The sequence below is a fragment of the Nocardioides sp. NPDC092400 genome (assembly GCF_040684155.1).
GTDB lineage: Bacteria > Actinomycetota > Actinomycetes > Propionibacteriales > Nocardioidaceae > Nocardioides.
Window position 1 is genome coordinate 45,219 of the sequence record NZ_JBFBFJ010000008.1, and the last position, 12,275, is coordinate 57,493.

The window sequence follows — 12,275 nt, forward strand, 5'->3', positions numbered from 1 at the left end:
CCGGAGGAACCACATGGACACCACCCAGACCGACCCCCGCGCCGCGAAGGCCTACGCCGTCGCCTACCTCCGTGACGTCAACGTCGGTCCGGCGATCGTCGACTACCTGCAGCGCATCGACGCCTCGATGGCGCCCTTCGGGGGAAGGTTCCTCGTGCACGGCGGCGCGCTCTCCCCGCTCGAGGGCGCCTGGGACGGGGACCTCGTGGTCCTGGAGTTCCCCGACGTCGAGGCCGCCCGCCGGTGGTACGACTCGCCCGCCTACCGGGCGATCCTCCCGCTGCGCACCGAGAACTCGCACTCGATCGCCTGCGTGGTCCAGGGCGTGCCCGAGGGCTACCGGGCCACCGACAAGCTCGCCGAGCTCGCGGTCTGACGTCGTCGGGCCGGGGTTCGGGGGGTGCGGACGGGCTGGCCTGTAGGCCGGGTTCTGTCCCCGGGCCCCTCGCGGGGCACCGGGGGGCGACCATCCATCTACGAGCGCCGTTGCCGACGCCCTCCAGCGGTCTACCCGTGCACTCGGGCGGGCAGCCCTCGAACGTGCACGCGTCGCGGGCGGACCCGCGACTTCTTGACCTTGCTCCGGGTGGGGTTTGCCGAGCCGACCTGGTCACCCAGGTCGCTGGTGGTCTCTTGCACCACCGTTTCACCCTTGCCGCCCGGCCGGAGCCGGGAGGCGGTCTGTTCTCTGTGGCACTTTCCCGCGGGTCACCCCGGGTGGGTGTTACCCACCACCCTGCCCTGTGGAGCCCGGACCTTCCTCGCCGCACCCCGAGGGGTGCGCCGCGGTCGCCCAGCCAGCCCGTCCGCGGCCCAAGGATCGCACACCCCGGCCGCCGCCACCCGACGTAGGTTGGAGCCATGGAGGAGCCCGAGGAGCTGAAGGCGCCGCCGCTGGTCTTCCCCGGCCAGCGCGGCCACGAGTCCGCCTACCGCACCGCGCACGACCTGCTCGCCCGCCGCGCGCCGGTGGAGGCGCTCGACGTCATCGAGCCGGCGCTGGAGCAGGAGCCGGGGAACACCGGGCTGCGGTCGCTGCGGGCGTGGGCGTTCCTGCTGCGTGCGCAGCTGGGCCGCGCCGAGGAGGAGCTGGCGTCGCTCGTCGCGGAGAACCCCGACGACGACTGGGCACGCCACGCGCTGGGACGTGCCCTCGAGCGCCAGGCGCGGCTCGCCGAGGCGCTGCCGCACCTGCGGCTCGCGGCCGCGATGAGCGGGGACCCCGAGCACGAGGTCGCCGTCCTGCGCGTCGAGCGACGGCTGGCCGAGACCGGCCAGCGGTCCTACGACGACCTCACCTGAGGCTCACGCCAGGCGCGTGACGTCCACCTTCACCGACATCCGCGCGCTCCAGGTGCCCGGGGTGCCCGGGGTGCCCGGGGTGCCCGGGGTGCCCGGGGTGGTCGGGGTGCCCGGCGTGGTCGGCCCGCCCGGGCTCCTGCTCGGTGGCGGCCAGCTCGACGGCGGTCGGCCCGGCGAGGACCCAGGTGTCCTTGGCCCCCCACCGCGCGAGGAGTTCACGATCAGCTCGCCCTCCGCGAGCGCGACCCGGGTCAGGCCCCCGGGCAGGACCCACACCCGGCTGCCGTCGTTGACTGCGAACGGCCGCAGGTCGACGTGGCGCGGCCCGAGCTCGCCGTCGACGAAGGTCGGCACGGTCGAGAGCTGGACGACCGGCTGGGCGATCCACGCCCATGGGTCGGCGAGCACCTTGCGGCGCAGCTCGTCGAGCTCGGCGCGGGTCGCCTGGGGGCCGATGACGATGCCCTTGCCGCCCGAGCCGTCGACCGGCTCGAGCACGAGCTCGTCGAGCCGGTCGAGCAACTCGTCGGCGTGCTCGGGCTCGCCCATCCGCCACGTGTCGACGTTGCGCAGCACCGGTTCCTCGCCGAGGTGGTAGCGGATGATGTCGGGCATGTAGGTGTAGACCAGCTTGTCGTCGGCGACGCCGTTGCCCACGGCGTTGGCGAGCGTGACGTTGCCGGCCCGGGCGGCGTCGATCAGCCCGGGGCACCCGAGCGCGGAGTCGGCGCGGAAGTGCACCGGGTCGAGGAACTCGTCGTCGATGCGCCGGTAGACCACGTGGACCGGCTCGAAGCCCTTCGTGGTCCGCATCAGCACCCGGCCCCGGCGGCAGACCAGGTCGCGCCCCTCGACGAGCTCGACCCCCATCGTGCGGGCGAGCAGGGCGTGCTCGAAGTAGGCGCCGTTGTGGACGCCGGGGGTCAGCACCACCACGGTGGGGTCGGCCACGCCGGGCGGGGCGGCGGCGCGCAGCGCGGCGAGCAGGCGCTGGGGGGTAGCCCGCGACCGGCCGGATCCGGTGCTCGGCGATCGTCTCGGGCAGCGCGGCCGAGATCGCGCGCCGGTTGGTCATCACGTACGACACCCCCGACGGCACCCGCACGTTGTCCTCGAGCACGCGGAACTCGCCGGCGTCGTCGCGCACCAGGTCGATGCCGGACACGTGGACCCGCACGCCGTTGGCGGGGCGGACGGTGGCGGCCTCACGGTGGAAGTGCAAGGAGGTGGTGACGACCTGGCGCGGGACCACCCCGTCGTCGAAGACCTGCCCGGCGTCGTGCACGTCGGCGAGCAGGAGCTCGAGGGCCCGCACCCGCTGCTGGACGCCCCGGTCGATGGTCGACCAGGTGTCCATCTCGATGACCCGCGGCAGGGATGTCGAGCGGGAACGCGCGCTCCTAGCCGTCGAACATCTCGTCGTACGCCGGGCCACCGGAGGTGTAGCCCTCGAACATCGCCTCCATGGCGGACATGCACCCACAACCGTGTGTCGCCGGTGTTGCGGCGCTGTGACCCGGGACCGCGGGGTACTTTCACCGCATGAGCGAGCCCGAGGAGTACTGGTTCTGCGTCAAGCACCACCGCGTCGAGACCACGGACAACCTCTGCCCGAGCCGGCACCGGCTGGGCCCTTACCCCTCGGCGGCCGAGGCGGAGCGCGCGCTGGAGAAGACCCAGGAGCGCAACGAGGCGTGGGACAACGACCCCGACTGGAACGACGACGCGCCCGCGGACGGCGCCGAGCCCGGTCGGGACTGACCGGTTGGCCCGCCGCCGCAAGGTCCGCCCGCAGAACCCGAACGCCGTCTCGCCCCAGCCCTTCATCGGCATGGGGCTGGTCGTCGTCGCGTTCTTCCCGTACGCCGCGAGCGGGCTGCTCGCCCCCTGGTGGGCCGTCGTGCTGCTCGTCGCCGTGTGGCTGGCCTTCCTGGTGCTGGCCTGTGCCTGGTGGACGCCGCACCCCGGCCGGCTGCCCTGGCTGGGCGGCACCGCGCTCGTGCTGTGGTTCGCGGTGATGAACGCCGGCGGCGCGTTCCTCGGCTGGACCGCCTGACCGCCTGACCGCCCGGCCCCGCGCCGCGGCCCGGCAGGACCGACGCGCCCCGACACATGCCGACACGCGTGGGCGGCTCGTCTGGACCTTCCTAAAGTCGATCGAGTTGATGTGTTTAGATGTGCACGCACCTCCGGGGGTGTCACGTCCGAACCGTTCCGTCGACCGGAGGAGTCCACGCACGATGGCGCAGACCCAGGCCGCTGCCGCGAGCACCAGTGCGACCACCCGTGCGACCGCCGTCGTGGATGCCGCCGACCCTGGCCCGGCCCCCTCCGGGCCGGGTCCGCGCGAGGTTCGCCGCCGGCAGCGCCTGCGGCGGCTCGCCCTCCACACGACCTCGCTGGCCGTGCTGGTGCTCGGCTGGTGGATGGTGACCCGCGCCGGGCTGGTGCGGCCCCTCTACCTGCCCTCGCCGGGTGCCGTGTGGGACGCGCTCGTCCGGGCGAACACCGACCACCCGATCAGCCCGGGCTCGGAGCGGGTGGTGCGCGGTGAGCAGAACTACTACCTCTGGGAGCACCTGCTCGCCAGCCTGCAGCGGATCGCCGTCGGCGTCGGGGGAGGCGTCCTGCTCGGCGTCCCGCTCGGCCTGCTGATGGGCACGACCTGGCTGGGGACGCTGCTGGAGCCGTACCTCAACTTCCTCCGCTCGCTGCCGCCGCTGGCCTACATCGGCCTGCTCATCGTGTGGTTCGGCATCGGCGACACCAGCAAGATCTGGCTGCTGTTCCTGGCGGCCTTCCCGCCGATCGCGATGTCGACGATCAGCGGGGTGCGCGGGGTCCGCGAGGACCAGGTCAACGCGGTCCGCTCGCTGGGCGCCTCCCGCCGGCAGGTGCTGTCCGCGGTGGTGCTCCCGGCGACGCTCCCGGAGGTGCTCACCGGCGTCCGGGTGGCGACCGGGTTCGCCTGGACCACGGTCGTCGCCGCCGAGATCGCCAACGGCATCCCCGGCATCGGCGGCCTGGCCTACCTCGCCGGCGAGCAGCTGCAGAGCGCGCTCGTCATCGCCTGCATCGTCGTGATCGGCCTCGCGGCGATCGCCCTCGACCTCGGCCTGAAGTCCCTCGAGAGAGTCCTTGTCCCGTGGCGGGGCAAGGCATGAGACGTCCGTCCGCGGACGCTGAAGGAGCAGATGTGAAGACTCGACCCAGGCGGAGCGCCACGGCGCTCACGACCGCGGCCCTGGCCGCCGCGCTGGCCCTGTCCCTGACCGGGTGCGTGGAGTCCGGGCGCAGCAGCAGCGCCGCCACCGCCTCCGAGCCGTCGGACTGCCCGTGGGAGGCCGACGACTCGGTGACCACCACCGCGCGGATCGCCTGGCAGGCGATCCCGAACGCGGACGTCGTGGTCAAGGACCTCGGCCTGCTCGAGGCGTGCATGCCGAACGCCGAGATCACCTGGGTGCAGGCCGCCTCCGGCGGGGACGTGGTGAAGTACTACGGCTCCGGCGACGTCGACCTCGGCCTGATGGGCTCCTCGCCGGCGACGATCGCCTCCTCCGAGCCCGTCGTGCGCGACGTCGACATCGCGGTCGTCTGGATCCACGACGTCATCGGCGACGCGGAGTCGCTGGTCGTGAAGGACCCCGCGGTCACCGGGCTCGAGGACCTCCGGGGCGGGAGGATCGGCGTGCCGTTCAGCAGCACCGCCCACTACTCGCTCCTCCAGGCGCTGACCGAGGCCGGCCTCGACCCCGCCACGGACGTCGAGGTGGTCAACCTCGACCCGGAGAAGATGCCGGGGGCCTGGCAGGGCGACCAGATCGACGCCGCCTGGGTCTGGGACCCGGTGCAGACCCAGCTGCTCGACGACGGCGGCACCCGCCTGCTCTCCAGTGCCGACACCGCGAAGGCGGGCCGCCCGACGTTCGACGTCGGCACCGCGGACCGCGGCTTCGTCGCGGAGAACCCCGCGTTCATGGAGCAGTGGGCCAAGGCGCAGGACCACGCGGTCGGGCTGGTCAAGGACGACCCGTCCACCGCGGCCGAGTCGGTCGCGGCCGTCCTGGGCATCGACCCGGCGGACGCCGAGAAGCAGTTCGCGGGCCTGTCCTACCTCACCGCGCAGGAGCAGGTCGACTACCTGTCCGCCTCGTTCCCCGACGACCTGCTCACCACCGCCGGCTTCCTGCTCGACCAGGGCGGCATCGAGGCGGTCGGCACCGCGGAGGAGTACGCCGAGCACGTCGACGCCGGCCCGGCGAAGAGCGCCCTCGGTGGTTGATCGGACCGACCGCCGGGTGGCCTTCCGGGACGTGCGGCACCACTTCACCGTGGGTGGTGCCGCCGTCCCGGCGCTCGGGCCGGTCGACCTGACCATCGACGCCGGCGAGCTGGTGACCATCGCCGGTCCCTCGGGCTGCGGCAAGACGACGCTCCTGCGGCTGCTGGCCGGCTTCATGCGCCCCACCGACGGCTCGATCACCGTGGGCGACGCCCCGGTGAGGGGACCGGCGGCGGAGCGGGGAGTGGTCTTCCAGCAGCCGACGCTGTTCCCATGGCTCTCGGTCCGGCGCAACGTCGAGCTCGGTCCGCGCCTGCGCGGCACCGGGTCCGCCGAGCGGCGCGCGGCCGCCGAGCGCTACCTGGAGCTGGTCGGGCTGCAGGACTTCGCCGAGCACCGTCCCTACGAGCTGTCCGGCGGCATGCAGCAGCGCTGCCAGATCGCCCGGGTGCTCGCCAACGAGCCCGACATCGTGCTGATGGACGAGCCGTTCGGCGCACTGGACGCGCTGACCCGCGAGCGGCTGCAGGAGGAGCTGCTCGAGATCTGGCGCTCGACCGGCCGGACCATCCTGTTCATCACCCACAGCGTGGACGAGGCGGTGTTCCTCGGTTCCAGGGTCCTGGTGATGAGCCCCCGGCCGGGCCGCATCGTCCTCGACGAGCGGGCGGTCTTCACCGACGGTGGTGGACGGGTGCCGGCCGAGGAGATCCGCGCGCTGCCGGAGTACGTCGCGCTGCGCGAGGAGGTCCGGGGCGCCATCGCGGCGTGACGCCCGAGCCGGCCGGCGGGCCCTGCCGCCGGTGCTCCGGTCAGCGCGGGCTGACGCGGAGCAGGCGGTCCTGGCCGTCGCCGTTGTCGGTGGTGAGCAGCAGGTCGCCGTCGGGGGCGCTCACGACCGAGCGGATCCGGCCGAACTCCCGGAGCGCGGCGGGGGTGCGGGAGCCCTTGAGCCGGCCGCGGGCGTCGAAGCGGAGGAAGAGCACCCGCTGGCCCTTCTGCACCCCGACCGCGAGCATCCCGGCGTATCCGCCCCAGCCCCCGCCGCCCCGGACCCACGCAGCGCCGGACGTGGCCAGCGTCGGGTCGCCGGAGCGCCACCGGGCCGCCTGCTGCTCGCCCGGCAGCGACTGGTCGGTCATCGGCACGTCCTCGTTGTAGCCGGGGACCGGGTGGTAGCCGTAGTCACCGCCCCGCTTGAGCAGGTTGACCTCGTCGTCGCGGTAGGTGCCCTGCTCGACCGACCAGATGCTGCCGTCGGCGCGCTGCGCCAGGCCCTGGACGTTGCGGTGGCCGTAGGTGAAGACGTAGCGCTTGTTGCGGTTGCCGGCCTTCGCGAACGGGTTGCCCGGCCACGGCTTGCCGGTCCTCCGGTCCAGGCGCAGGACCTTGCCGCCGAGCGACCGCAGGTCGCGCGGGTTGGTGCCGACGGCGGCGTCCCCGGTGCCGACGAGGAGCGCGCCGTTGCGGGCGACGAGCAGCTTGCAGCCCCCGTGCCGTCCGCTGCTGACCGGGAAGCCGCCGACGAGCTTGCGGACGGGCTTGGCCGCCCCGCCCTTGAGCTTCCAGGCCATCACCCGGACGTCGTGCCCACCGCCGCCGGTGAAGCCGCCCTGGCAGGTGTAGAAGCGCTTGTTGTCGGCGAAGTCCGGGTCGACCTCGAGCGACATCAGCCCGGTCTCGCCCGAGACCCACACCGACCCGCTGGGGAAGTCGACCGGCCGGGCGGTGCCGCCGTCGACCACCAGCAGCCGGGCGCTGTCGCGCTCGGTCACCAACAGCCGCCCGCCGGTGATCGGCTTGACGTCCCAGGGATGGTCGAGCCCCGACGCGAGGGTGCGCACCCGGAGCGCGGGCAGGGCCTTCGCGGCCCGGTCCGGCCCGCTCGCCGCGGTCCGCGGGGGGCCGTCGAGGGGCGCCGCCCCGGCCGAGGCCGGGGCGAGCCCGACGACGAGGGTGGTGAGCAGTCCGGCCGAGAGCGCGCGCATGCGGTGACGGTGCCCGTCCCGCGGCCCGACAACCCTCAGAACGTGTGCTCGGGCCCGGGGAACGTGCCGGCCCGGACGTCCGCGGCGTACTCCTGGGCGGCGGCGAGCAGGACGCCGTGCAGGTCGGCGTACTGCTTGACGAAGCGCGGCATCCGCGCGGTCCGGAGCCCGAAGGCGTCCTGCCAGACCAGCACCTGGCCGTCGCACGACGCGCCGGCGCCGATCCCGATGGTGGGGATGGCGAGCGCGGCGGTCACCTCGGCGGCGACGTCGCCGGGGACCATCTCCATCACGACGGCGAAGGCGCCGGCGTCCTCCATCGCGCGCGCCTCCTCGAGCACCCGCTTCGCGGCCTCGCCGCGGCCCTGGACTCGGTAGCCGCCGAGGGTGTGCTCGCTCTGCGGGGTGAAGCCGATGTGGGCCATCACCGGGATGCCGCCCTCGACGAGCTTGCGCACCTGCGGGGCCATCTCGACGCCGCCCTCGAGCTTGACGGCGTGCGCGCCGGCCTCCTTCATGAAGCGCACCGCGGTGAGGTACGCCTGCTCCGGCGAGGCCTGGTAGGAGCCGAACGGCAGGTCGGCGACGACCAGCGCGCGGCGGGCCGAGCGGGTCACGGCGCGCGCGAGCGGGAGGAGCTCGTCGACGGTCACCGGGAGCGAGGTCTCGTTGCCGAAGACGTTGTTCGAGGCGCTGTCGCCGACCAGGAGTACGTCGATGCCGGCCTCGTCGAAGGTCTGCGCGGCGTACTGCTCGTAGGCGGTGAGCATCGTGAACCGCTCGCCGCGATCCTTCAGCTCGCGCAGGTGGTGGGTGCGGACGCGCTTGACCGGTGCGCTCGCGGCCGGCTTCGCCGGACCGGTGCCGTACGGCGCGGTCTCCTCGCTCATGACGGGCTCCTCGGGTGTCATCTCGCGGCCTCCTGATGAGGTCCACGGACCGCTCCCCAGGCTAGTGCCGGGCCGCCGCCCGAGCGCCTGTGCCGCTCGTCACGCGGGGGCGCCGGTGGCGGCGTCCACGGCCGCCTCGAGGTCGGCGACGACGAGCCGGCGCATCCCCAGCATCGCCTGGACGGCGGCGCCGGCCCGGACCGGGTCGGGGTCGGAGACCAGCTCGTAGAGACGGGTCGGCACGACCTGCCAGGACAGCCCGAAGCGGTCCTTGAGCCACCCGCACATCGACTCCTCGCCGCCGTCGGCGAGCAGGACGTCCCAGTACCGGTCGACCTCCGCCTGGTCGCGGCAGGCGATCTCGAAGGACACCGCCTCGGTGAACCGGAACTGCGGGCCGCCGTTGATGCCGCGGAAGGTGATCCCGTCGAGGACGAAGTCGCCGGCCATCACGGTGCCGGGCTCGCCGGGCCCGGCGTCGCTGTAGCGGCTGAGGTGGCCGAGCGAGGAGTTCGGGAAGACCGACACGTAGAACGCCGCGGCCTCCTCGAGCTGGTCGTCGAACCACAGGCAGGGACTGATGCTGGTGGGGTGGGCGGTGACGGACATGGTCGCTCCTCGGGTGGGTGTCGCACGGCTGCCTGCTCCGACCGCCGCCGCCGCGCGGACTCATCGCTCGTGCATGCCGGGGAGCGGACCTGGGAAACTGCCCGGCGTGGACTTCTACTCGGCCTACGCCCACGGGTTCGCGCGCGTCGCGGCCTGCACCCTCCCGGTCGCGCTGGGGGACCCGGCGGCCAACGCCCGCGCCGTCCTCGAGCAGGCCCGCGCCTGCGCCGAGGAGGGGGTGGCGGTCGCCGTGTTCCCCGAGCTGTGCCTGAGCGGCTACTCCGCCGAGGACCTCTTCCTCCAGGACGTGCTGCTCGACGCCGTCGAGGACGCGCTCGCCGAGATCGTGGCCGCCTCCGAGGACCTGCTCCCCGTCATCGTCGTCGGCGCCCCGCTGGCCCACGGCAACCGGGTGCTCAACGCCGCGGTCGTGGTCCACCGCGGCCGGGTGCTCGGCGTGGCGCCGAAGTCCTACCTGCCGAACTACCGCGAGTTCTACGAGCGTCGCTGGTTCGCGCCCGGCGACGACCTCGGCGGCACGACCGTCGTCGCCGGTCAGGAGGTGCCGCTGGGCGCCGACCTTCTCTTCGCCGCGACCGACGTGCGCGGGCTGGTCCTGCACGTCGAGGTCTGCGAGGACATGTGGGTGCCGATCCCGCCGAGCGCCGAGGCGGCGCTGGCCGGTGCCACGGTCCTGGCGAACCTCTCCGGCAGCCCGATCACCGTCGGCCGCGCCGAGGACCGCAAGCTCCTGGCCCGCTCGGCGTCGTCGCGGTGCCTGGCGACCTACGTGTACGCCGCGGCCGGCCAGGGCGAGTCGACCACCGACCTGTCGTGGGACGGGCAGACGATGGTCTACGAGCACGGCGAGCTGCTGGGGGAGACCGACCGGTTCCCCGACGGCCCGCGCCGCACGGTGGTCGACACCGACCTCGACCGCAGCCGGCTCGAGCGGCTCCGCACCGGCACCTTCGACGACAACCGCCGCTCGCACGCGACGTACGCCGACTTCCGCACGGTCGAGTTCGAGCTCGACCCGCCGACCGACGACATCGGGCTGCTGCGCAAGGTCGACCGCTACCCGTTCGTCCCCGACGACGCCGAGCGGCTCGCGCAGGACTGCTACGAGGCCTACAACATCCAGGTCTCGGGCCTGGAGCGCCGGCTGGACTCCATCGGCCAGCCCAAGGTGGTCATCGGCGTCTCCGGCGGGCTGGACTCCACCCACGCGCTCATCGTCGCGGCCCGGGCGATGGACCGGCTCGGCCGGCCCCGCAGCGACATCCACGCCTTCACGCTGCCGGGCTTCGCAACCGGCGACACCACGAAGTCCTACGCCACCCGGCTCTCCCGGTCGCTCGGCGTGACCTTCGAGGAGATCGACATCACCGCCGCGGCGGGCCAGATGCTCGCGGACCTCGGCCACCCCTACGCCCAGGGGGACGAGGTCTTCGACATCACCTTCGAGAACGTCCAGGCCGGCCTGCGCACCGACTACCTCTTCCGCCTCGCCAACCACCGCGGCGGGATCGTGCTGGGCACCGGGGACCTCTCCGAGCTCGCGCTGGGGTGGTGCACCTACGGCGTCGGCGACCAGATGTCGCACTACACGGTGAACTCGGGCGTGCCGAAGACGCTGGTGCAGCACCTGATCCGCTGGGTCATCAGCAGCGGCCAGTTCGAGGAGGACACCAACGAGGTGCTGCAGGAGATCCTCGAGCAGGAGATCACCCCCGAGCTGATCCCCACCCGCGAGGACAAGCTCCCGCAGCGCACCGAGGACAGCGTCGGCCCATACGCCCTGCAGGACTTCACGCTCTTCCACGTCCTGCGCTACGGCATGCCGCCGTCGAAGATCGCGTTCATGGCCTGGCACGCCTGGCACGACAAGGAGGCGGGGGACTGGCCTCCGAACTTCCCCGAGCACCGGCGCGCCGAGTACGACCTCCCCGAGGTCCGCCGCTGGCTCGTGCTGTTCGTGCAGCGGTTCTTCGCCAGCCAGTTCAAGCGGTCGGCGCTGCCCAACGGGCCGAAGGTCTCCGCGGGCGGCACGATGTCGCCCCGCGGTGACTGGCGGATGCCCTCCGACGCCTCCGCAGCCGCGTGGCTCGCGGAGATCGAGGCGCACGTCCCCGAGGGCTAGGGCCGCCCGGGTCCAGGCGCAGGGAGTCGCTGTGCGCGCACCTCCGGCGAGGACGCTGAGGCTCGACCCGGACGCCGCCATGACGTGACCCGCTGACCCCGCAGGGCGGCCCCCGCGCCCTCGCCGACCGGCGTCCGCGTGGCCCGGACCACACGCGGGCGGGGAGTCTCAGGGGACTTGCGGAGGGCTTGAGGAAACGTCGCGGAGAAGGCGGGGAGTGCCTTGATCCGGGCTCGGCAGAGTTCTGGTCATCAAGGAACACCCCGCCGGAGAGACCGGCGGCCACCTCGTCGAAAAGGACTCCCCGATGCGCGCCACCGGTACCCGCAAGGCCACCTCCGCCACGACCCGCAAGGCGAAGCGGACCACCGCCGCGAAGCTGGCCGCCTCGGTCCTGCTGGTCGCCGGTGCCGCCTCCGTCGCCGGCCTGGGCACCTTCGGTTCCTTCACCTCCAGCACCTCGGCCTCCGAGCAGGTCGCCTCGGGCACCATCAAGCTCGGCCTCAACCAGGGCGTGCAGGGCACGACGCTCGCCGCGACCGGCCTGGTCCCCGGCGACACCGTGCAGCGCGACGTCACCCTCACCCGCGGCGCCACGGACGAGAAGTTCGGCTCGCTCCGCCTCACCTCGACCGCCTCCGCCGCCAACGCCCTCTCCACCGACACCACCAACGGCCTGCGGATCGCCGTCGACCAGTGCTCGGTCGCCTGGACCAAGGGCGCCACCGCCGGCGCCACCGACAAGACCCCGCTGACCTGCGGCGGCACCGTCACCCCGGTCCTCACCGAGCGGGCGCTCGTGCAGTCGAACGTCGACCTCCCCAACGCCCTGGCCGCGCTCAACACCGACGCCTCCCGCACCTCGAACCTGCGCGTCACGCTGACCCTGCCCTCCGCCGCCGGCAACGAGTTCCAGGGCCTCTCGAACACCGCCAACCTCGTCTTCGACGTCACCCAGCGCGCCGCCGAGAGCCGCTGACCCCAGCCCCGCTCGACACGGACGAGCGGTTCCCGACCACGAGCGGTCGCCGGTCCCCGGCGGCCGCTCGTGGCGTTGC

13 protein-coding genes, 1 other RNA gene and 1 pseudogene are annotated in these 12,275 nt (G+C 73.5%); 9 read left to right on the forward strand and 6 right to left on the reverse strand.

Translation table 11 applies throughout. The features are described 5' to 3' along the window. The first annotated feature begins 13 nt into the window (after positions 1–13). On the forward strand, positions 14–376 hold the full coding sequence (locus AB0N29_RS18980) for a DUF1330 domain-containing protein (RefSeq protein ID WP_364869250.1): 363 nt from the start codon (positions 14–16) through the stop codon (positions 374–376). 27 nt (positions 377–403) lie between these two features. Here the strand turns inward: AB0N29_RS18980 and rnpB are convergent. Then, positions 404–805, reverse strand: an RNA gene (gene rnpB / locus AB0N29_RS18985) — RNase P RNA component class A. 56 nt (positions 806–861) lie between these two features. Between rnpB and AB0N29_RS18990 the strand changes: the two genes are divergently transcribed. Further along, positions 862–1,302: a tetratricopeptide repeat protein gene (locus tag AB0N29_RS18990; RefSeq protein ID WP_302267131.1), complete on the forward strand. Its 441-nt coding sequence runs from the start codon at positions 862–864 to the stop codon at positions 1,300–1,302. Between the two features lie 3 nt (positions 1,303–1,305). On the opposite strand, the gene AB0N29_RS18995 is transcribed toward AB0N29_RS18990, so the two are convergent. Together AB0N29_RS18995 and AB0N29_RS19000 are read right to left on the reverse strand one after the other, a co-directional pair. Beyond that, positions 1,306–2,253, reverse strand: a complete 948-nt coding sequence (locus AB0N29_RS18995; protein WP_364869254.1) for a circularly permuted type 2 ATP-grasp protein — start codon at positions 2,251–2,253, stop codon at positions 1,306–1,308. Positions 2,254–2,350: 97 nt separating this feature from the next. Next, positions 2,351–2,659, reverse strand: a pseudogene (locus tag AB0N29_RS19000) (circularly permuted type 2 ATP-grasp protein); the annotation flags it as partial. A 185-nt stretch (positions 2,660–2,844) separates the two neighbouring features. Between AB0N29_RS19000 and AB0N29_RS19005 the strand changes: the two are divergent. From AB0N29_RS19005 to AB0N29_RS19025, 5 genes are all read left to right on the forward strand, one after another. Continuing rightward, complete coding sequence (locus tag AB0N29_RS19005; RefSeq protein WP_302267129.1) at positions 2,845–3,063, forward strand: hypothetical protein; 219 nt, start codon at positions 2,845–2,847, stop codon at positions 3,061–3,063. A gap of 4 nt (positions 3,064–3,067) precedes the next feature. Beyond that, complete coding sequence (locus tag AB0N29_RS19010) at positions 3,068–3,358, forward strand: hypothetical protein (protein ID WP_302267128.1); 291 nt, start codon at positions 3,068–3,070, stop codon at positions 3,356–3,358. Between the two features lie 184 nt (positions 3,359–3,542). Next, positions 3,543–4,466 carry an ABC transporter permease subunit gene (locus AB0N29_RS19015; protein WP_364869259.1) on the forward strand — a complete coding sequence of 308 codons (924 nt, stop codon included), beginning with the start codon at positions 3,543–3,545 and terminating at the stop codon, positions 4,464–4,466. A 32-nt stretch (positions 4,467–4,498) separates the two neighbouring features. Next, positions 4,499–5,587, forward strand: coding sequence for an ABC transporter substrate-binding protein (locus AB0N29_RS19020; RefSeq protein ID WP_364869261.1), 1,089 nt, complete (start codon positions 4,499–4,501; stop codon positions 5,585–5,587). After that, positions 5,580–6,359, forward strand: a complete 780-nt coding sequence (locus tag AB0N29_RS19025; protein ID WP_302267125.1) for an ABC transporter ATP-binding protein — start codon at positions 5,580–5,582, stop codon at positions 6,357–6,359. The genes AB0N29_RS19020 and AB0N29_RS19025 overlap by 8 nt, the downstream gene beginning before the upstream one ends. Positions 6,360–6,399: 40 nt before the next feature. Here AB0N29_RS19025 and AB0N29_RS19030 read toward each other — a convergent pair whose 3' ends face one another. From AB0N29_RS19030 to AB0N29_RS19040, 3 genes are all read right to left on the reverse strand, one after another. Then, entirely contained in the window at positions 6,400–7,575 is a 1,176-nt protein-coding gene (locus tag AB0N29_RS19030; protein WP_364869265.1) for a PQQ-dependent sugar dehydrogenase, read from the reverse strand. 35 nt (positions 7,576–7,610) lie between these two features. Then, positions 7,611–8,465: a 3-methyl-2-oxobutanoate hydroxymethyltransferase gene (panB, locus tag AB0N29_RS19035; protein ID WP_364869268.1), complete on the reverse strand. Its 855-nt coding sequence runs from the start codon at positions 8,463–8,465 to the stop codon at positions 7,611–7,613. Between the two features lie 99 nt (positions 8,466–8,564). After that, complete coding sequence (locus AB0N29_RS19040; protein WP_364869272.1) at positions 8,565–9,074, reverse strand: VOC family protein; 510 nt, start codon at positions 9,072–9,074, stop codon at positions 8,565–8,567. A gap of 97 nt (positions 9,075–9,171) precedes the next feature. Between AB0N29_RS19040 and AB0N29_RS19045 the strand changes: the two genes are divergently transcribed. Both AB0N29_RS19045 and AB0N29_RS19050 read left to right on the forward strand, forming a co-directional pair. Next, positions 9,172–11,217, forward strand: coding sequence for an NAD(+) synthase (locus AB0N29_RS19045; RefSeq protein WP_364869538.1), 2,046 nt, complete (start codon positions 9,172–9,174; stop codon positions 11,215–11,217). A 307-nt stretch (positions 11,218–11,524) separates the two neighbouring features. Next, positions 11,525–12,196, forward strand: coding sequence for a TasA family protein (locus AB0N29_RS19050; RefSeq protein WP_302267118.1), 672 nt, complete (start codon positions 11,525–11,527; stop codon positions 12,194–12,196). The last annotated feature ends 79 nt before the right edge of the window (positions 12,197–12,275 follow it).